The sequence below is a fragment of the Chryseosolibacter histidinae genome (genome assembly GCF_018598225.1).
GTDB lineage: Bacteria > Bacteroidota > Bacteroidia > Cytophagales > Cyclobacteriaceae > Chryseosolibacter > Chryseosolibacter histidini.
On record NZ_JAHESF010000001.1, the window covers coordinates 343,035 to 361,911 of the forward strand.

The 18,877-nt window shown below is 48.6% G+C and carries 16 protein-coding genes; 12 read left to right on the forward strand and 4 right to left on the reverse strand.

Going from position 1 to position 18,877, the window contains the following annotated elements:
* The first annotated feature begins 526 nt into the window (after window positions 1-526).
* From KK083_RS01130 to KK083_RS01145, 4 genes are all read left to right on the forward strand, one after another.
* Window positions 527-2,680 carry a transglycosylase domain-containing protein gene (locus KK083_RS01130; protein WP_254159560.1) on the forward strand — a complete coding sequence of 718 codons (2,154 nt, stop codon included), beginning with the start codon at window positions 527-529 and terminating at the stop codon, window positions 2,678-2,680.
* Window positions 2,681-2,693: 13 nt separating this feature from the next.
* Window positions 2,694-3,227, forward strand: coding sequence for an O-methyltransferase (locus tag KK083_RS01135; protein WP_254159562.1), 534 nt, complete (start codon window positions 2,694-2,696; stop codon window positions 3,225-3,227).
* Window positions 3,228-3,274: 47 nt separating this feature from the next.
* Window positions 3,275-4,081 (forward strand): class I SAM-dependent methyltransferase, encoded by an 807-nt coding sequence (locus KK083_RS01140; protein ID WP_254159571.1) that lies wholly within the window; start codon window positions 3,275-3,277, stop codon window positions 4,079-4,081.
* Window positions 4,082-4,287: 206 nt separating this feature from the next.
* The gene (locus tag KK083_RS01145) at window positions 4,288-5,181 is read left to right on the forward strand and encodes a ParB N-terminal domain-containing protein (RefSeq protein ID WP_254159573.1); all 894 of its coding nucleotides are present in this window, start codon (window positions 4,288-4,290) and stop codon (window positions 5,179-5,181) included.
* Between the two features lie 33 nt (window positions 5,182-5,214).
* Here the strand turns inward: KK083_RS01145 and mltG are convergent, their stop codons facing one another.
* Together mltG and KK083_RS01155 are read right to left on the reverse strand one after the other, a co-directional pair.
* A complete protein-coding gene (mltG, locus tag KK083_RS01150) occupies window positions 5,215-6,261 on the reverse strand; it encodes an endolytic transglycosylase MltG (RefSeq protein WP_254159594.1) in 1,047 nt (348 codons plus the stop codon).
* A gap of 89 nt (window positions 6,262-6,350) precedes the next feature.
* Window positions 6,351-7,322, reverse strand: a complete 972-nt coding sequence (locus KK083_RS01155; protein WP_254159603.1) for a class I SAM-dependent methyltransferase — start codon at window positions 7,320-7,322, stop codon at window positions 6,351-6,353.
* A 171-nt stretch (window positions 7,323-7,493) separates the two neighbouring features.
* On the opposite strand from KK083_RS01155, the gene KK083_RS01160 reads away from it, so the two are divergent.
* A complete protein-coding gene (locus KK083_RS01160; protein ID WP_254159605.1) occupies window positions 7,494-8,231 on the forward strand; it encodes a galactosyltransferase-related protein in 738 nt (245 codons plus the stop codon).
* 11 nt (window positions 8,232-8,242) lie between these two features.
* On the opposite strand, the gene KK083_RS01165 is transcribed toward KK083_RS01160, so the two are convergent.
* Both KK083_RS01165 and KK083_RS01170 read right to left on the reverse strand, forming a co-directional pair.
* On the reverse strand, window positions 8,243-8,932 hold the full coding sequence (locus tag KK083_RS01165; protein ID WP_254159606.1) for a PIG-L deacetylase family protein: 690 nt from the start codon (window positions 8,930-8,932) through the stop codon (window positions 8,243-8,245).
* Window positions 8,925-10,610, reverse strand: a complete 1,686-nt coding sequence (locus tag KK083_RS01170) for a carbamoyltransferase C-terminal domain-containing protein (RefSeq protein ID WP_254159608.1) — start codon at window positions 10,608-10,610, stop codon at window positions 8,925-8,927. Before KK083_RS01170 ends, KK083_RS01165 begins: the two co-directional genes overlap by 8 nt.
* A gap of 434 nt (window positions 10,611-11,044) precedes the next feature.
* On the opposite strand from KK083_RS01170, the gene KK083_RS01175 reads away from it, so the two are divergent.
* The 7 genes from KK083_RS01175 to KK083_RS01205 are packed head-to-tail and all read left to right on the forward strand — an operon-like array spanning window position 11,045 to window position 18,876.
* A complete protein-coding gene (locus KK083_RS01175) occupies window positions 11,045-12,409 on the forward strand; it encodes a pyridoxal-phosphate dependent enzyme (protein ID WP_254159617.1) in 1,365 nt (454 codons plus the stop codon).
* 4 nt (window positions 12,410-12,413) lie between these two features.
* The gene (locus KK083_RS01180) at window positions 12,414-13,307 is read left to right on the forward strand and encodes a dimethylarginine dimethylaminohydrolase family protein (RefSeq protein WP_254159624.1); all 894 of its coding nucleotides are present in this window, start codon (window positions 12,414-12,416) and stop codon (window positions 13,305-13,307) included.
* Window positions 13,304-14,644, forward strand: coding sequence for a nucleotide disphospho-sugar-binding domain-containing protein (locus KK083_RS01185; protein WP_254159626.1), 1,341 nt, complete (start codon window positions 13,304-13,306; stop codon window positions 14,642-14,644). The genes KK083_RS01180 and KK083_RS01185 overlap by 4 nt, the downstream gene beginning before the upstream one ends.
* Window positions 14,641-16,110: an asparagine synthase-related protein gene (locus KK083_RS01190; protein WP_254159628.1), complete on the forward strand. Its 1,470-nt coding sequence runs from the start codon at window positions 14,641-14,643 to the stop codon at window positions 16,108-16,110. Before KK083_RS01185 ends, KK083_RS01190 begins: the two co-directional genes overlap by 4 nt.
* A complete protein-coding gene (locus KK083_RS01195) occupies window positions 16,100-17,182 on the forward strand; it encodes an ATP-grasp domain-containing protein (RefSeq protein ID WP_254159637.1) in 1,083 nt (360 codons plus the stop codon). Before KK083_RS01190 ends, KK083_RS01195 begins: the two co-directional genes overlap by 11 nt.
* Window positions 17,183-17,212: 30 nt before the next feature.
* The gene (locus KK083_RS01200; RefSeq protein WP_254159645.1) at window positions 17,213-18,151 is read left to right on the forward strand and encodes a fatty acid desaturase; all 939 of its coding nucleotides are present in this window, start codon (window positions 17,213-17,215) and stop codon (window positions 18,149-18,151) included.
* Window positions 18,151-18,876, forward strand: a complete 726-nt coding sequence (locus KK083_RS01205; protein ID WP_254159654.1) for a methyltransferase — start codon at window positions 18,151-18,153, stop codon at window positions 18,874-18,876. The genes KK083_RS01200 and KK083_RS01205 overlap by 1 nt, the downstream gene beginning before the upstream one ends.
* The last annotated feature ends 1 nt before the right edge of the window (window position 18,877 follow it).

Below are 18,877 nucleotides of genomic sequence, written 5' to 3' on the forward strand. Positions count from 1 at the left end.
TGAAAAATGGCTAATTCATGTTTTATACAGTCAAATCCGGCATTAATATAACCAACCTGACCCGTAAAATCTTCCTGTGTTCCGTAATTTGTGTGTCACCGACAAATTTAATGCCTTGTGATGGCCGGTCCAGCGAAATTCGTTGAACTCACCTGCGGAGAGATGTTTACACACGGTCTGTGACGAATGGGGAGTTTGGTGGATGTTTGTAATATGAGTTTAAACAAAAATTGGTTTCTTTAAAGAAAATATCCATTTTAGTACAACATTATTGCAGAGTCAGAGGCGCCCCGGATCAAAAGGGCAAAATGAACGTTCGACTTGAAGCGAAATAAATAAGATCAGCGTAATTCAATAATACGGAAAGGCTATTTGCTGTGAGGCGGCATTGGCTTGTTTAAAACGTCCGCTGCCGGAAGGATATTGCTCATGGTTTTATGACTCGTGTCTCGCCGGCCCGGATGTGGCACCATAGTGTCTGGAAGCTCGCGCGTGGATAGCAAGGATCGCTGAAAATAGGGATCATATGAAAAAGGAACTGCTTTTATTGCTTGTGAGCGCCTGCATCATAAAATTACCGCTGGCTTCACGATGGCACCGAAACGTTCAGGAGCGGCTCCGGGTTAAATATGGCCGGCATATTTCTTTGGATGTGGTAACCATAAACTTTAAAGGCCTGACTGTATCCGGACTGTTTTTCTCCGACGAGCGAAAAGATTGCACCGTTCGGATCAAGACCTTTCGCCTTCGCCCGGTGATCCATCTTCGCGGGTGGGCCATCCGGGGAATTGCCATCAAAGGTATGACAGTGGAATATAACCCACGGGCAGTTAAAACTCCCAGTGCATCGTCGTCCGCTTCCGGCGCTCCCAGCCTTGACAAACTTCACGCGATTTATCCCGTGTTGCACAAGGCGCTCCGGTTATTTTTAAAGCGTACCCCGGAGGTGCTGCGGCTCAGTGACATGTCATTCTCTATCCGCACCAGCGAAAACCGGAAGGGCAGCTTGCACGTCGGTAATTTGACGGTGTTGAAAAATCCATGTGATCCTGGGGCGATCAGCGTGGATTCACAGGGTGGACTCAGCCTGGCGTTGGGTGCCCACAGCATGACGTTGGCCTCTTTCCAGGTTAAGCTTGACTACAACGTGGAAAGCCCTGACAAGATTAGATTCGGGATATCCACCACGACGAGTGCCATTCGTTTTCTGAGTCCGTTCGTCATTACTGACCAGGAGCTTGTTATTGATCCCGTCACGGTGCACATGGCGGGCACATCAGGCGCCAACGGATTGTCGATCGGAAAAGACTCATACCTGAATTTTAACAAGATGCGCTTTGCATTTTCGTACGATCACTGGATTGATCGCAGCGAGCATGTAGCGCTCAATGTAAAATTGCATTATGGCACGGTCAACGACTTCTTATACTCTTTTCCTGCTTTCGTGAATACAGCTATTTACACGGCTTCATTTACAGGAGGATTTGGATTTGAAGCCGCGTTTAAATTAAAGGCCACTCAGCCATTTCCGCACCAGATTGATTTTACCCCTGCACACGACCTCTCGGTTATCGATTGGGGCGATTTGGATCTTCGGAGCCTTCAGGGACCGTTTACCCATTCCATATCTGTTAACGGCAAGCCGGTCAGAGCGATGGAGCTCAGTCCTGAGAGTCCCGGATTTACGGTTGTTGAAGACATTTCACCGTATTTCAAAAAAGCGGTTGTATTTGCCGAAGATTCTGAGTTTTATGAACACCACGGGGTCAGCATCGATTCGCTGGGAGCTGCGCTGCGGCAAAATATGATCACCGGCAAATTTTCCAGCGGCGGGAGCACCATCACCATGCAATTGGTGAAGAACCTATTCCTGAGTCAGCAGAAAAACCTGTACCGGAAAGTTGAGGAGTATTTTCTGTCCTGGCTGGTGACAGACTTTGTGAAAGTAGACAAAAGCCGGCAGTTGGAGATATACCTGAATATAATTGAGTTTGGTCCCGGCATCTATGGCATCACGGAGGCCTCTGAATATTACTTTTCGAAGAAGCCTGCGGACCTCACGTTGAGTGAGACCCTGGTGATGACCTACATTATACCACGCCCGAAGTTCTTTCATGCTGCGTTGCTCGAAAAAACACCGCAGCTTATAAGAAACCTGGGTGTACATTTCGAGGGTGCTTCCAGGCGGTTGCTGAACAACAGGTTAATTAGTCTTGAGGACTTCAGCAGCATGCAGTTTGAGGTACGGTTCGCCAACGGCCTGGGTACACTTTTCCTGCGCCGGGAGATGGATCATCTGCACGTTACACTGAAAGAAACTTATTTAAAAGCGTTAAACCTGTGGTTACGGCGCCACAGAGGTAAGCCGTGCCCGTTTGTGTCGTGTACGGCCCCACGTCGGCCAGAGGGGAGCTTTGCCCGTAAAGATTACGAACGAGACAACGGTATCAATGGCAATGAAAAACCGGTCAGTTATCCAAGTCTTGCCTTCGACGTTGTATTTAAAGACGTCTACGGCCAGCCCAGGGCAGTTGATAATTTATTTGTCTGGTTTGCCGCACTGGTCAGGGAAGTAGACACCGGTGAAAAAGTACAGTGGGGAGGGGATTCCGGCGGGGTGAAGGACCTGCGTCACTTTGAGCTGCTCGATTGGCAACACTTGAACACTGCAGAAATATAAAAACCAAAATACCATGAACGTAAAAGTCTTAAGCTCGCAGGATCTTTCGTTTGCCGATTTGTACTTTGAAGAATTCGGAGAGTCACAAAAATCGTGGGCGGCAAGCCCGAAATCATTGATTTATTGTGGTGACCTTATTCAGTCTCAGAAAATTTCTTCCGTACTGGATGCGGGCAGCGGACTGAGCTCGTATTATTTTCATTCAAATTTTGAGAACGTGTCCACCATCGATGATGATCCATACTGGGCTTCCAGGACACAGGCTTTTGTAGAAAAGAACCTTGAAAAAAAAATAGCGATCACCGACCTCGCATCGGTCAGGGATAAAAAATTCGATCTTGTCTTTTACGATTATGGGAACATGGAAACGAGGATCTACAATTTCCTGCCAGCCCTCAACACGTGCCGCAGGTTCTTTTATGTGGATGATGTGCACGTTCCTTTTTACAGGGAGTATGTGCACGCCAGGTGCAAGGAGTATAACATACAGTTTCTGCCGGGAACACGTGACCAGTATGGCCGGTATGGTGCTTTGATACGGATCTAGCTTGAGATTCGGGACTTATTTAAAAAACATTTTAAACAAGCAATGGAATGGTGAGAACCAGATACAGAACCTGGGAAGAAAAACCGATGCAGTTCGAAGAGACCGCTGATGTCTACAGCAAGTACTGTTCAGATTATCCGCTGGCCCTGATCGAAACGCTGATCGCTCAAACCGGGGTTAAGCCAGGCGATCACATCCTGGAGGTAGGCGCGGGAAGTGGCAAGGCTACCGGTATGTTTGCCGATAGGGGATTTCACCTTACCTGCGTCGAGCCGGGACAGCAGCTTGTCGCGATCGCCCGGAAGACATTGCACGACAAAGCCGGAATCGATTTTATCGTCTCTTCGTTCGAGGACTGGCCTTTGCAGGAAGCGTGTTTCGACCTTGCCTTCTCCGCCCAGGCATTCCACTGGGTGAAAAAAACAGTGAAATACGAAAAGTGTGCGCGCGCACTGAAGAACAACGGGTGCCTCGCACTCTTTTGGAACATCTATGTTAATGACGAGACGGCTCCCGTAAGCGAACTGTCAGCGGTTTGCAAGGCGTACGGAGTGCTGAGCTTTCTCACAGCCCCTGAAATGGAACATGAGATCCAATACAATGTGCGTGAAATTGAAGACAGCAAACTTTTTCACTCACCCATGGTCTACACGTTTTCACGCGTGGTGAGGAGCACTGCCAGCGATCTTATTAATTTTTTAAGCACGGGAGCGGGGTACCAGGACCTTACGCCGGAGTCCAGAAAAGAACTGGATGGAAAGATAACGGCCATTTTTGATAACCACTGCGGTGTCATCGATCGGCCGATCATTAGCGCACTATACCTGTCTGAGAAGATCACATCGGATCACTAGCATGCGAATTCCGGTGTGCAACAACTTGCCTTGATTCACACTCGACCTCTGTGTGATAGTCTATCCTCACGGTTACCCGTACGCTGATTTTTTTATGCTAACAAAATTGGCTCACTATTTTTTAAGTTGGAAAAACTTCATACATTACCCCTATAGTACGTGTATGTCTTGTTCTTAACACTTTTGCAACTAAATTTGTGCGATAATTGCAGATCATAGTGATGGCTACTACGGAAAAGAAACTGGTTATTTCAAAGGAATTGCAGGATTACATCATTCCATTAAATACCGAAGAATTTAAACAGCTTGAAAACAACATCATCAAGGAAGGGTGCCGTGATCCCCTGGTCGTTTGGCCAAAGGATAATGGCTCACTCGTCCTGGTGGATGGCCACAATCGATACAAGATCTGCCAGAAGCATGACATCCCATTCAACATAAAAAAAATTCCTTTTGCCAATGTTGATGAGGTGAAGTTATGGATGGTGAATAACCAGATGGGCAGAAGAAATTTGACGCCCGATCAGCTGAGCTATTATCGCGGCCTGAAATACATCGCACTGCGTAAACCTTTGGGAGGTTATACCAACGTGAAGGCGAAGGGCGCCGCCGAGATCTCTACATCGGAGGCACTCGGCGAACAATTTAACGTCAGCGAATCAACCGTGCGGCGTGATGCGAAATTCGCCGAAGGAATGAACATCATCCAGCGAAGCAACCCGGAACTGAAAACAAAGATCCTCTCGGGTGCTGTCAAAGTCAAAAAGGCCGATGTCCAGGTGCTGGCAGAAGCTAAGAACGCAGACACCATCAGCATCCGCAATGAAGCCGATCTTCATAACAAAGCGAAAAATATCAGGGAATCCCTTTTGAATGACATCGAGTCAAAGGTGAAGAAGATCGAGCAGGAACGGATCACCAGAGCTCAAAAGACCCTGCAGGATGCGGAGCCGATCTTTTTGAAAAAAGAAGACCGTGTGAAAAAAATAAAAGGTATGATCATCAGCTCCATCAACAAGGCCATTAATAAAAAGGACACCAAGGCGATCAAGGAGCTGAAGAAATTGATCGATGATCTTGCCCAGGTGATCTTTGACTAATTTCCGGTAGCGCGTAGCTTCCCCGTTACGGGATCAACCTTTTTTAGCCTTCTTTCTCAATGCAGCACCTTTGCGCATCTCAATTGTAAGCGCGGCACGGTAGCGGGCTGCGTTACGACCATGCTCATAAATGTCTGATGCAAAATTATGATAACCCGAAAAATCCTCGCGGGCACACATATACAGGTAGTCTTTGGGTGCCGGATTCAGCACGGCATCGAGATTTGATATGGTAGGCATGTTGATCGGTCCTGGCGGAAGCCCTGCAAACTTATAGGTGTTATAGGGCGAGTCGATCTCCTTGTGAACATTCAACACCCGTTTAAGCCCGAAATCACCGGAAGCAAAAACCAACGTAGGGTCTGCCTGTAATGGCATGCCGGTTTTCAACCTGTTCAGATAAAGACAGGCGATCAGGGGCGCTTCTTCAGGCTTGATGGACTCTGCCTGAACAATAGACGCAAGAATGGACACCTCGATGGGCGTCATCCCCAGCTTCGCGGCCTTGGCCTTTCTATCGTCTGTCCAGAAACGAACATATTCCTTGTGCATTCTTTCAACCAGACCAGCAGGCGACACGTTGGCATACACCTGGTAGGTATTGGGAATGAACATGCAAAGAATGTTCTCTTTGGTAAAGCCTTCCTGGTTGGTAGCAATGAACTGGTTCAGTGCCTCTTCAAACTCTTTGGGCGTTACATCGGTGCCCCGCGTTATTTTCTCATACAACTCCGGCAGCAGGCGCACATTGTTGAATGTGATATTGACGGGCTCCTGGCTTTCCATCAGCGCGCTCATCGCCGCCAGGTTTGTCATGTTCCGCCGCAGCTTATAACGGCCCGGCTGGATCTTTTTATCGAAGCCTTTCAGCCTCGCCAATAGTTGGAATGAGAGCCGGTCCTGAACTATGTTCTGCCCGGTTAATTCGCCAAGCACTGTCTGATAGGATGCGCCAGCGTTGATAACAAAAAGACTGTCTTCTTTATCAACCAATATATTGGCGCTGTAAAATGCCCTGTACGCGTAAAAGGAGACGGCTATCAAAAGGAACAATGCCGTTAAAAACACAACCCGTTTCATTTTATCATGGTTTCGTTGCCCGAAGCAAATTTAACGAAAATACTTCGTCGTTGTTGGTTAATTTTCAGAACGCCAGACGGCCTATGCCGCTATTGACGGTATAAAAAGGCCTTGACATTTCCATATACTTTGTGAATGGGGATCAAATGGTCTGAGTAGTCTTGTACAAAACGCCGCAGACTGGTGGCGAAAAAGTTTCCATACTCGCCGTACACGAGAATTGTTTTTCCATCGACAAAAAAAGGAGAATACAATTTCCAGATGTATTCGTTGAACTCGTAATCAGGTGCGATGTCCTGAATGAGATATTCGATGGGGTTGCTTGAGTTTGTAACGGCCTGTCTGGCGCTATCCTGGGTCAATGCTTCGTCGCACACGAACATATGCCGGTGCGGAATGATGTGCTCCCGGTACAGGTTTGTGTACGCATTAAAGTCGTCCAGGAAATCATCACCGGTTCTTTTATTTTTTAACGACTTGTGGTCTCCGTATAATGCAAGATCATCATCCCACCGGAATGTATCGATCACATGGATCTTTTTTTTCGGGTTGAGATTGTTTTCTGAAAGACCGTCGGCTAATTGAAAAGTAGTGGCGCCCATCCAGCATCCGATCTCAACGATGTCTCCGAAACCGGAGCTCATCCTGCCGAGCCATTTGTAATACTGGAACGACTCGCCATGCAGCATGTGCGGGATCATGTGAGCTTCCGGCCGGACTTGCTCGCCGCGCCACGATGACCGGTCGACACCCGCCTGATATCCCCTGGCCAGCACAAAGGATACGTTTTCAAAGAATTCCTTTAATCCTGGTGTGCTGTCAATTTCGCGGGCATACTTCTTTCGAAAGTCCGCCGACAATTCAGCAACCCGTGTGAAGGCCGAAGGTTGCTCGTCATTCAGCAGCAGATGCATTTCTTTGGCAAGGATCGTCAGCTCGCCCAGAAACGGATCATTTTTTGACCGCTCTTTTAAGTCTTTTATATCGGTGCCCGTATTATGGCTGGCTTCCCTCCACGCAAAGTTTTCACCCAACATGGCTCGTACAAAGTGTAGTCCCATTCGCTCAAGTGTTTGACTATTTAAATGAACTTCTTTTATATTGGACTCATGAATGGTATAGCGATATACCACGAAGTATTTTCTTTGTCATCTATTGATTATCCTTCCTCCTAAAATAAGCGATAATCCAGAGAACTATAAACAATTGATAACTTATTTCCACATCGCACTATGGACCTGAGCCTCATCGTTGCCTATCGTAATCGCCCCGAGCAATTGCGTTCTTTGCTCAACTGGTTTCCCGAAGCTGTAAGGAGGTCTGCCGCCGCCCTGGAGCTGATCGTCGTGGAATCAAGCACGGCACCCAGCCTTGACAACGCATCACTTCCGCCCGGCGTCAAATATCATTATGAGTGTGAAGACGGCCCGTTCAATAAATCACGACTCTTGAACCGTGGGCTTGCACGGGCAACCGGCGAGTTTGTTACTTCATTCGATGTCGACTTGTTTCCCTATGATCTGTCATTCAAAAGCCATTTGGCGCTGGCACGGGAATCGGAGAAAATACTGGTCGCGGGATACCGGATGACCACCACGTGGCGGTCTTTTTCAATAGAAGACCTCGCGAACGTTCAGGCCACGGCCGGGGTAGCGCGGGAAAACCTTCATGAAGGCTTTCTGCGGGACCAATTGCTGAACAAACACCGGTTCGGCCATACGCCGCTGTTTCGGAAAAAATATGTCGACGTGTTAAATGGATGGGACGAGCATTACGTAGGGTGGGGCGCGGAAGACCAGGACATGATCCACCGTTACCTCGGCACCGATCGTTTTCTGCTGACCTCTCCCGACATCGTTTATCTGCACCTCGAGCACGGCCACGTTGCAGACTGGAACGATGGCGAGCTTACCCGGAAGAATCGTGAGTACCTGTACAAAAAGCTCAACCTTGCTCCGAATATCCAGTGATGAAAAAATGCCTATCCGTACTCCTGAACCACCCATAACCTTTCGCCCCGCAGGCGGTTCAGCTGGTGAAGTATTTTTTCAAGATACCAGTCTTTCAGCTGAGACGGGTAGAGGCTGCAAAGTTGTTCCTTCCGGTGTGTGTAGTTTGTTCCCGCAATGAGGGGCATGAGTCGCAATCGGCTGTTATTTTGAATGTATTCCACACGTTCAAGGATCTCTGCTTCGGGTATCCGGCCCGCGTAGGGAAGGTCTTCGTAAAAAGCGAAGATCCTGTTTCGCACGGCTTCTGCAGCCCGGTGACAAATGATGTGATCCACATGGTTTCCTAACCCGAGTGGAGCGATGACAGGCGAATCTTTACTTTTCAAATACGCCTGGAGTGACCTTATTTGCTGTTGATCGGCTTCCGAAAAACAGTCCTGAAATCCGCATTTTTGGTAACCGCGCAAGGGTGCATCATCCAGATCGAGATAATTGAACTTCACAGAGGGGTTCAGCTGACGGCTAAAATCATGATCTTCTGCCTTTCGGATCCTGACCACTTCTTCCAGAACATTTGATCCGTTGCCGTTTGCCAGGTAATCGGAAATGCTAAAGCAGGTTGTGATTTCGATCGGGACGTTTTCGTCAGATTTCTGAAGTATAAAACAAGCCAGGGAAAATGCAGCATCATCAATGTGCGGTGACAGGATTTCAATCATAGTATATGTCGCTTATCTGCAGAATGTTTTCGGGAGGGTTTTTCTTGGTGATCAAATAAGGCGGAACGATCAGGCAATGAAAAGGTTTTTTAGAAAAAGAATCAATGGCTTCTTCCACGGTCTCAACGATCGTGTCGCCTTTCAGATTAAAGGAAGTATTTAAGACGATGCCGATCGAGGAAAGCACTTTGAAGTTTTTAATGACACGATACAAAAATGGATTCATCTGCTCATTGACGGTTTGCACACGGGCGGAGTTATCGTTGTGCCGTATCGCTTCCAGCTCCCGTTCATATTTTCTTTTGATCTGCGCTGTATAGAGCATAAACGGCGATGGATCATGCAAGTCGAAATACGTGGCGGCATCTTCCTCCAATACAACCGGGGCAATAGGCCGGTACCACTCCCGGCCCTTGATAAATTGGTTTATCCAGAACTTGGTGACGCCATATCGTGGATCTGCAATGATGCTGCGGTTCCCTAAAGCACGCGGCCCGAATTCACTTCGCTCCTGAAATAACGCGGCAACCTGTCCTTCATGGAGCAGGTGCGCGCAACGTTCCTCCAGGTTGGAAGGACGTTCGATCGTTAAGGAAGGATAACGGCTGACGGTATCTTCGATGTGCCCGATCGGTTGAGCAGGCCCGAGATAGTCATTGGCCCAAACAAAATTGGATGGTTTCTTGATGATGTGTTGCAGCCCATAGAGCGCGCATCCGATGGAGGTTCCGCCGTCACCTGGCGCCGGAGGAATGAAGACACTATTGAAGCCGGAATTTTGCCGGATAAATGAGTTGCCGATCACGTTCAAGGCACAGCCCCCTGAATAGCACAGATTCTTTTCTTGCGTTGTTTGCTGAAGCCATTGGGTTATTTTTAACAATGCCTGCTGAAATTTCATTTGGCCCGTGGCGGCGAGGTCGGCCTTTTCCTGAAAGGTTTTCTTGTTCGCTGAAAAATCGTACAGCGCAGTTTGTTTAAAAATGTCGATCCATTCCCGTCCGATATATACGTTACCGCCCTCGACGTCGAGATCGGGGAGGTCCATCATTTTGCCATGACTTGCAAGCCCCATTACCTTTCCCTCTTTACCGTCGCCCGTGTAGAAACATTTGCTGAGGAAATTGTAAAACATACCCAATCCTTCCGGGTGGTTGCGGTCACCATTCCAGATATGTTTGTGGATGCAGGTGATGTTGGATCCCAGAAAGGAATAGAACGAAGCAACTTCAAGTCCGTCCGCAGGCGAGGTTGGCGGGTAGGCCTCTGTGATGTCTTTGGTATAGCTCCCCTGAAAGTCGATGACAAGCCCTGCGCCACGGTCATACCGAGATGCTGAAAGCGTGCTGTATAAATGAGCCAGGTGGTGAGACATGTGGATCCGCTGATAGCCGTCGGCAAGCTTGAATGTATTTTCGATTTCTTCGATATACAGTTTTTCGTTTTTGATTTCTACATCGGAAGAAAAGCATTCAACGATCAGGTCGACCGGGTGATGAAGGATAGGGAAGACTTTTTTATAAAGCGATAAGTCGTTCACTTTTCCCCAATCGTGCTTGATGTGTGTAAGCCTTTCTTTTTGAATGGATCCATGATGTTCGTTGCCGTGAAAAATAGTAATGCTGGCGTCTTGTGAGCGGTTCAGGCCCACGACGATGGGAAGTTTTTTAGCGATCATAAAAATATTTTATCTGACGATAATGCAATTCAAAAACGAGTCGTTGTTGAATCACATTACGCGTTTGTAACTGTTTATTTGGCTTAGCTTATTCTATGTTAAAAATTAAAAGTAACCGATTATCCGGACTTAGTCAAACCCCGGTCCCGGGTATCTTCGAATGTGCGCTTTATTTCTCGTTGAGATGAGGTGACGGTTCTCAATAATATATAAGTGAGTGATCGAATAATTGCAATCCGGATCCGTTTGAATCGAACGGTCAAATTGACCAATCGATGCGAACGTGATTTTGAAAAACGGAATTAAGTATTAAATTGAACAAAAATCTTAGTCTTCAGCGGTTTCATCGATCGTGTAATAGCAAAGCAACGATGCGCTTGAGCGCTTAAGTTTTATTTATGGTGATGATTGCTCATGAAAGCCGGCCCCAGGCCATGGCTCATTATTTATTGCAGCAGAAGTTATATGCAATCGATACGGTTGGATATCGTACCAGTGATTTTTGTTATCACTGGGCCGGTGAAATGCGCGATTTGCTGATGGGGCAGGCCCTGCGTTATAATTTTTCATCGGCCGCGGGCATCCTTCAATACCCGTTGCTGCCGTTAAAAAATGTTCCTGCGAACGGACTGGGTATTGGTCTCACGCCCCTGGTTCCACTTTCTACCCTAGGTGAACAGTTGAATATAAATTTACTGGTGAAATGCGAGCATCAGAACCCGAGCGGATCTTTTAAAGACCGTGAGACGCTCATCGCGCACCTGGGCTCCGTTGAGCGAGGCTACCACACAACCATCGGCTTTTCTTCGGGCAACGCCTGCTGTTCAGCCGCCCATGTCGCCTCACGGTCGGGCCAGCGTTTTATTGCCGTCGTTTCAGGTGATATCTATCACGAGAAGCTGACCTACATGACCGATCGTGGCATCGACGTCATTATCATTGGCGGTCCGTCATGCTATTTTGAGAAGGCCTACCAGGTTTTTTTGCGCGCCAAGCGACACATCGAGTTTGAGCTGAATGGCATTGACGATTGGTCTGTCAATAACCCATACCGTGTGGAAGGTGACAAATCGATCGCACTGGAGATCATTCATCAGTCCGGACACATGCAAGGCACTTTCCAGGTTCCCGACTTTGTTGTGTTGCCGACCGCTAATGGAAGTTGCCTGAGTGGTATCTGGAAAGGTTTTAAAGAGCTTTTCGATCTGGGCCTGATCTCTAAAATGCCCAAGATGGTTTCCATTGGCATCGAAAATGCCTCGCCGATCTTTGAACTCAGGCAGCACGACATTCTGACGGAAAACACAAAATGTGATTTGAGGTTCCTGGACAATAAAAATTCATCCATAGGAAGTACACTGATCGCGGAGGAAAGTTTTGATCTTTTTAACGGACACCGTGCGATCAAAGAATCGAATGGTTTCGCCTACGAAGGTAACGCACGCGATATCCGTCATGAATACCGCCAGTTGTTTGCGTTGGAGATGGAGACCCTGCTGGCGCATGACCTGATGCCCGAACCCTGTTCGGTGCTTTCGTTAACGGCCGTGCGGAAGATGAAGCAGGAACGATTGCTCAGGCCTGGCGATTCAGTGGTGGTGGTCTTCACGGGGCACGCCAGAAAATCCATCCGGCTGCTGGAGGAATTCAGCAATCACGTACCGCAGTATAACTATTGGCTTTACAATCAAAAGACCCGGGATGTGCGTGATGAATCGTGCTCCGCAGAGAAAGGTGAGGTGCTGTCGGCGTCGGAGCACCCCGGTGATCTTGAGAAAATACTTTTATCGCTCCTTTAAGAAAATGACGGCCACTGAATTTTGTTGTCACAATGAGTCGGATGTCCTGCGCAGGGTCATTATCGGATCGTGGGAGGGATACCGGCAATCTGAATTCTATATTGAAAAGGTCAATGCTGTTCAGGAACAAATGGCAGCGCCGGCCAGGGACTTATTGAAAGATGAGCTGGAGGGATTTAAAAGTGTGCTTGAATCGATGGGCGTAGAGGTGCTTGTACCCAGGCCTGTTGGAAAGATCGTTTATGATCAGCTGACGCCCCGTGATATCGGTGTGGTGATCGGCGACCGGTTTGTGCTTTGCAACATGAGAAAACAAAGCAGGCGCTACGAATGTGTGGGGATCTTCGACCTGATCATGCATTATGATCTATCGGAGCCCAATATTCTCATCCCGCCGGCGGATTGTTTTATCGAGGGAGGCGATGTGATCGTTGATAAGCAGACGATCTATATTGGCATCTCCGAACGCACCAATCGTCAGGCGGTGGAGTTTATCCGGAAAAACTTTGGCGACCGGTTTCGTGTAGTGCCCATTACCCTTGCGGCGAGCACGGAAGAGAATCTTTACCTTCACCTCGACTGCGTCTTTAACCCGGTGGGCAAACGTCACGCGTTGATCCATGCGCCCGGCATTCAGGAGGTGCCCGCGCAACTGTCAGGCGACTATGAGCTCATCGAGATATCGGCTGCGGAACAGGCAGCGTTGTGTACGAATGTGCTGAGCCTGTCACATGAAGTTGTGATCAGCAGGGACCATGACGAGTGTGCCCGGGTCAATGCCGAGCTCCGGAAAATATGTTCTGTGATCGAACTGCCCTTTAACGCTGTGCCACTGACGGGTGGCTCGTTGCGTTGTTCGTCATTGCCCTTGCAGCGAAAAAAAATATTGACGGCTTGAAAGCGCGGATTATTATATTGATATTTCCCGAGCGGGGTGCCCTGAATGCCAGTTTTATGCTGGCAAGACAGCTGGCCATCGAAGGATTTGACATTACTTATTTAACCAATTCCTTTTTTGTGGAGCATGTCCGGGCGCAGGGCTTTCATTGTGAGCTGTTTGATCTGACTCCTTTTTATGACGGGCTTCGCATGCGGGTTCGCAATGGCGCAGGGAAAACTTCCCGCGTCTTCAGGATGCTGGCGATGCTGCGCATATTTTTAAAAAGGAATGACTTGTTGGAAGAATACCTTGAAAAGAACCTGCAGGTTTTTTTCACAAAGCCGGTGGACCTGGTTTTGCTGGATCCGATCCTGATGAACTGTTGTATTCCGTTCATCAAACGTCAGATCCCGGTCATACACCTGAACACCACTTTTGCGTACCGGATGAACAGCGTGTGCTATCCGGTTTTTTCGAAGCGGGTTTCGCCGGGAAACAAAAGCTTGCGTGCCTGGTTCACCATTGTCACGACGTGGGTTTTGCTGTGGATCAGGATCGTTGTCAAAGATCTGAACTGGCATCGGCAGCACGGCCTGGTTCCTACAAGAACGGTGAATACGGCGCGCCGAAAGATCAGGCGGTATGGGCACCGTTACGTTTGGGGAGAATATGGATATCGCCTGGCTTGTCCGGAACTTATTCTGGCGCCGCGGCAGATCGATTTCAGGATCGTTGCAGACGAAGACCGTCGTTGCTATGCAGGAGCCAGCATCTTAAAAAACAGAAGTGACGGCGATTGTTCGTTGAGTTTTTCGGGGCTGCCTTTGTTGTACTGCTCGCTGGGTACGTACGGACATTTTTGTAAAGCGCAGGTGCGTTTGGTGCTTGCTGTTGTTGATATGATGCGGCGCTTGCCGGAATGGGAAGCAGTGATACATATGAAGGAGGGTCTTATCGGGTCTGATTTCAAAGCACCGTCAAATGTCAGGGTGCTTTCGCATGTTCCGCAGCTGGAAGTGCTGAAGCGGGCAAGCGCTGCCATCACGCATGCAGGTTGCAGCTCGTTGAAAGAGTGCATTATCACAGGCACGCCCATGATCGTGGTGCCCTGGAATAACGACGGCTTTGGCAACAGTGCGCGGGTGTTGTATCACTCATTGGGTGTTCGGCTGGATATTGAAACCGTTTCGCCAGACGTGCTGCGTCAGGCATTGCTGCACGTTACAACGGATACCGGCATTCAATCGGCGGTCAGGGCGATGCAACAGGTCTTTCTGGATCAGGAAGACTGCAGGCATGGGGTTGATTTTATCAGTAATTTTTTTGAAAAGCGCATACTGAAGCAAACGGGATGAAAGAAGTCGAGTATACACGCACCCTGGGGCAGCCTACTGTTTTTTGGCGTGACACCCCTTCGAATGGGCTCCGGCTGAGTAGTCTGGACATGGCTATGTATTTCAGGCGCGGAACGCCACGGTTCAGCTATTCGTTCTTCGATGGTGTCCGCGTATTGCCGCCGGGCCATCGGCTTACAATAAATGATCGGTTGCAAAGTTTCGATCGCGTATGGACCCCCGTGGACGGCCAGCGCTGGTCAGGAGTGAAGCAGGAAGAAATTGCCAGGCAGATCAGAGAGACGTTGACCGCGTCAGTAACGGGTTTGGCGGCAGGGCATAAACGGATCGGCTTGTTCCTTTCCGGAGGGCTAGATTCGACCATTTTGGCTTCGTTGCTGAAACAGACCGGAGCGGAGATCATCTGTTATGTGTGCCAATTCCCTGACTTTCCGGTGACGGACGAAACACACTATGCACGAATGGCTGCCGACAGGTATGGCCTTCAGTTGAAAGTAGTGAAGATCAACCGGGAGACTTTTGCAGCATTGCTAAAAAAGATCCTGTCGGTAAAAGACAGGCCGTTGACATGCTGGAGCGCCATTCCGCAGCTGGCGGTCTCGCAGCAGGCAGCAGAAGATCAATGTGATATTCTGTTCTCAGGCGTAGGAAGTGACGAGCTGTTTACCGGTTATTCGCTGATGGGGCACAAGTACAAGGCCTTTCTGGAATATGAGCGCCACAACGGCGAGGGCAGTGCATGGGAAGTATTGCTCGGGCCCGCTTCTCCGGCGCGCAGTGAGATCCTGTTCATGGGAAATGCAACACCGTTTTCCTATGAGCTGATCCAGGAGCTGATGGAGAGTCCTCCGGAGCGATCATTTTTTGAAGAAGATGTCGTGGAATTTTACCGGTCCCTTCATCAGCGTCACCCGGAGGCAGACATAGCCTCGCTGATGTCGGCGTGGGAGGCAGAGCTCCGGACGTCGGAGATGTTGTATCCCGACTACCTTACGGCCGAACGTATTACGGGAATGAGAGTGGTGTACCCGTTTTATACAACGAAGATGGTGAGCGCTTTTAATAATATTCCGCTCGATCTCAGGTTTAAATTTTCACATGAAGGGATGCTGCGTCATTTTCCGAAGGTTTACCAGGGCATCGATAAATACATCCTTCGGCTGGCATTTGAAGACGTGCTGCCCGTTGATATTCAGGCGCGTGCGCGGATGGCCTTTTCAGCACCGTTTGCGTGGTGGCTTCAGGAGGCGGATTACCGGGGGGGTATCGAGCACGAAGTGGTACATCATCCGGTTTGGAAGCAGATCGGCGTGCGGCAGGAGACATTAAAGAAACTTTTCTCCGGGGTCGACCAACCAACCCTGCTGAACCAGTGGCAGCGCCCGTTCCAGTTGTGGTTGTTGTATATGGTTTGCCAATGGGCTGATAAGAAAGAATTTCCAATGATAAAGATTTATGGCACATAAGCTTTGTATCATTTATGGCGGACAATCGTCTGAGCATAAAGACTCCGTAGAGTCATTTGATAACCTTTACAATGTGATCCGGGAGAACCATGCCACGCTTGACTACACGCTGGCACATGTTATATACATCGGTCTTAACAACACCGCTTACCTTCATGAGGTCGATTTTCGGCGGGAGTCAACCGCGTATAGGGAGGGTGTAATAAAAGCTGATCTGTTCGATACGTTGGTGGAACTGAAGCAGGAGGGATGTTTTCTCTTCTCTACCCTTTTCAGTCAGAACGGGGAAGATGGCCGCATGCAGGGTGCAGTAAAGCTTATCGGCTTGCAAAGTAATCTCGGCGAGCCGCTGCCATCGAGCCTGTGTCTCAGCAAATATCACCTGAACCGGTATCTGATGGGTACCGCCCGGGATTTCTACATTCCCAAAACCTTGCGTATAGCATCCCGCACAGACTTCGATGCCGCCTTGCCAGTGTTTATGAACGATGTGGTTGTGGTTAAGCCAAACGCATTGGGAAGCAGCATCCTCACGGAGAAGCTCACATTAAAGGGCAACGAGGATACGGCCTGGACGATCATCGAAAAAATTCTTGTCCACGACTCCCATGCCCTCATGCAGGAGTATATTGAAGGAGAGGAGTATACCTGTGGCGTGCTCGAGCAGCAAGGCAAGGTTTCGGTGCTGGCGATCGGCAAAGTAAATACAACCCGGAAGTTTTTCGGATTCCCGGAAAAAAATGATGCTGCATTGAATTGGAAGGAGATCATTCCACACCCTTATGAGCCTGTTTTGCAACAACTGGCCACAGGCGTGGTGCAATTATTCCTTGATCTGAATTTAACCAATATTGCCCGTTTCGATTTTATCGTACGGAATGGCAGGATCTATTTCCTGGAGTGCAACCAGTTCCCTTCGTTGCATCGCTACAGCTTCTTCATGCTGATGTTGAAGGAATGGAAACTAACTATTGCGGACGTTGTTGGGATCATTATGAAAAACGAAGCGTATAGAAAAGTAGTTGATCCGGTGTTCCGGGGATATGATGTTCTCAGGGCTCCGGAGGCATAGAAATTTATCGGCTCGTTAAGCGCAATGTGAATGGACATGACAGATAAAGAAATATCGAAAATCGTTCTAACGCGGTTTGGCAGCAGAAGCAACGTCAGGGGATTTCTCGCCATCGCCACCGACTATAGTGTTATCGCGATAACGATCGTGGCCAGCGAATGGATCAGGGTATCGTGTCCCTCATGGCTATTCTATAGCGCTTATAGCGCAGCCTGTTTAATACTTGCTTCGCGGTACAGGGGCCTTGAAATTCTGGTTCATGAAGCCTCGCACAATAACGTATTCGGTACACGTAGCTTAAATCGCAAACTACAATTCCTGTTTGCCTATCCCGTTTTTTTGCATGTGCAAAGTTATGTTGGTATTCACATGGCACACCATCAGCAGATCGGTGATTTCGACAATGACCCGGATATTCTTATCTATAAAAAATGGGGCCTTGACAAGCTGCCGGAGAATAAGATCTGGGTGCTTTACGTGAGGCCGCTGATCCTGTTCTTTACCCTGGACTACTTCAGAAGCACGTTTGCAAACTACTGGCGAATAAAGGCTGACCGGCTGTCGAAAGTGATCTATTGGGCGGCAGTGCTTGCTGTTCTTTATTATCTCGACGCCTGGAGCATTGTCTTCGTATACTATGTAATTCCTTTTTTCATTTTGTTGCCTATACTGCGGTTCCACGCACGCGCCAATGAGCACACTGCCGTGGATTTCAATTTCGCCCATAAAAGCGCCCGCAACAACCTGGGTTTTTTTCAAACCTATATTCTTCACCCGCACGGCGATGGCTATCATCAGATCCATCACCTGTATCCGTCTGTGCCGTTTTACAACCTGCCGAAAGTTCATCGGTTCCTCCTGGACAACAACCGGGAGTACATCGATTCATATAATTTTATTCACTCCCTCCGGTTGATGGAGGCGGGATGTAAAGAACCTTTGATAAAGCAACCCAAAACAAGCTGGTGATGGAATACCCGATCGTTAACGGCCTTGATTTTAATGTATTCAATTCTCCGGAAGAGTCTATTTACTATTCTCATTGCCTTCGGTATCTCGTGTTCGACCGGTTGAATGCAGCGCAAAATGTGGTGGAATTCGGATCGGGCGATGGTGTCCCCGTTGTGAGCGCTATAAAAAAATCGAATTTCCAGGGGCTCGTCACGGGCTTTGAAGTGAACCCGGTGGCGAGTGAAAAAGCGCGGGACCTGATCGCCGCCTGCGGGCTACAGGACCGGTATGAGGTCATCCACGGATCTTTTTTTGATGAAGCCAGCTTTCGCAGCGAAGATATTTTGATCTCCGATCCTCCATTCCTTCCCGCAAAGACCAATCGTATCATGGACCCTCTGCTCTGGGGCGGTAACGACGGAAGCGATATTTATTTAAGGCTTATTGAACGGGGATATGATACGTTGATGCTCATGATCGCCAGCTATTCCAATCCGCTGAAGATTCTGTCGGCAGCATTTGACTCGGAATACGTGGTGCAGGATTTCCTGGTGTCGCCTATGACGATAGGGGAATATAGCAGAGAGAAACCTGTTTGGGAACGGCTGATGGAAATGAAGCATGCAGGTGAAGCATTTTATTCATCAACGCATTTCCTGCTGGCGGGTGTTGTGCTGGGCAGGAACCCTGCGCGTGCTTCCATGGCAGAAGCGCTGACGAATGTATTAACCGCTATACGCTGAT

What these genes read in the sequence shown, in the direction of transcription:
- KK083_RS01175 (WP_254159617.1), top strand. Translation starts at nt 11,045, where the DNA reads ATGGCTCATTATTTATTGCAGCAGAAGTTATATGCAATCGATACGGTT.
- KK083_RS01180 (WP_254159624.1), top strand. Translation starts at nt 12,414, where the DNA reads ATGACGGCCACTGAATTTTGTTGTCACAATGAGTCGGATGTCCTGCGC.
- KK083_RS01140 (WP_254159571.1), top strand. Translation starts at nt 3,275, where the DNA reads ATGGTGAGAACCAGATACAGAACCTGGGAAGAAAAACCGATGCAGTTC.
- KK083_RS01170 (WP_254159608.1), bottom strand. Translation starts at nt 10,610, where the DNA reads ATGATCGCTAAAAAACTTCCCATCGTCGTGGGCCTGAACCGCTCACAA.
- KK083_RS01200 (WP_254159645.1), top strand. Translation starts at nt 17,213, where the DNA reads ATGGACATGACAGATAAAGAAATATCGAAAATCGTTCTAACGCGGTTT.
- mltG (WP_254159594.1), bottom strand. Translation starts at nt 6,261, where the DNA reads ATGAAACGGGTTGTGTTTTTAACGGCATTGTTCCTTTTGATAGCCGTC.
- KK083_RS01195 (WP_254159637.1), top strand. Translation starts at nt 16,100, where the DNA reads ATGGCACATAAGCTTTGTATCATTTATGGCGGACAATCGTCTGAGCAT.
- KK083_RS01190 (WP_254159628.1), top strand. Translation starts at nt 14,641, where the DNA reads ATGAAAGAAGTCGAGTATACACGCACCCTGGGGCAGCCTACTGTTTTT.
- KK083_RS01130 (WP_254159560.1), top strand. Translation starts at nt 527, where the DNA reads ATGAAAAAGGAACTGCTTTTATTGCTTGTGAGCGCCTGCATCATAAAA.
- KK083_RS01205 (WP_254159654.1), top strand. Translation starts at nt 18,151, where the DNA reads ATGGAATACCCGATCGTTAACGGCCTTGATTTTAATGTATTCAATTCT.
- KK083_RS01165 (WP_254159606.1), bottom strand. Translation starts at nt 8,932, where the DNA reads ATGATTGAAATCCTGTCACCGCACATTGATGATGCTGCATTTTCCCTG.
- KK083_RS01155 (WP_254159603.1), bottom strand. Translation starts at nt 7,322, where the DNA reads ATGGGACTACACTTTGTACGAGCCATGTTGGGTGAAAACTTTGCGTGG.
- KK083_RS01160 (WP_254159605.1), top strand. Translation starts at nt 7,494, where the DNA reads ATGGACCTGAGCCTCATCGTTGCCTATCGTAATCGCCCCGAGCAATTG.
- KK083_RS01135 (WP_254159562.1), top strand. Translation starts at nt 2,694, where the DNA reads ATGAACGTAAAAGTCTTAAGCTCGCAGGATCTTTCGTTTGCCGATTTG.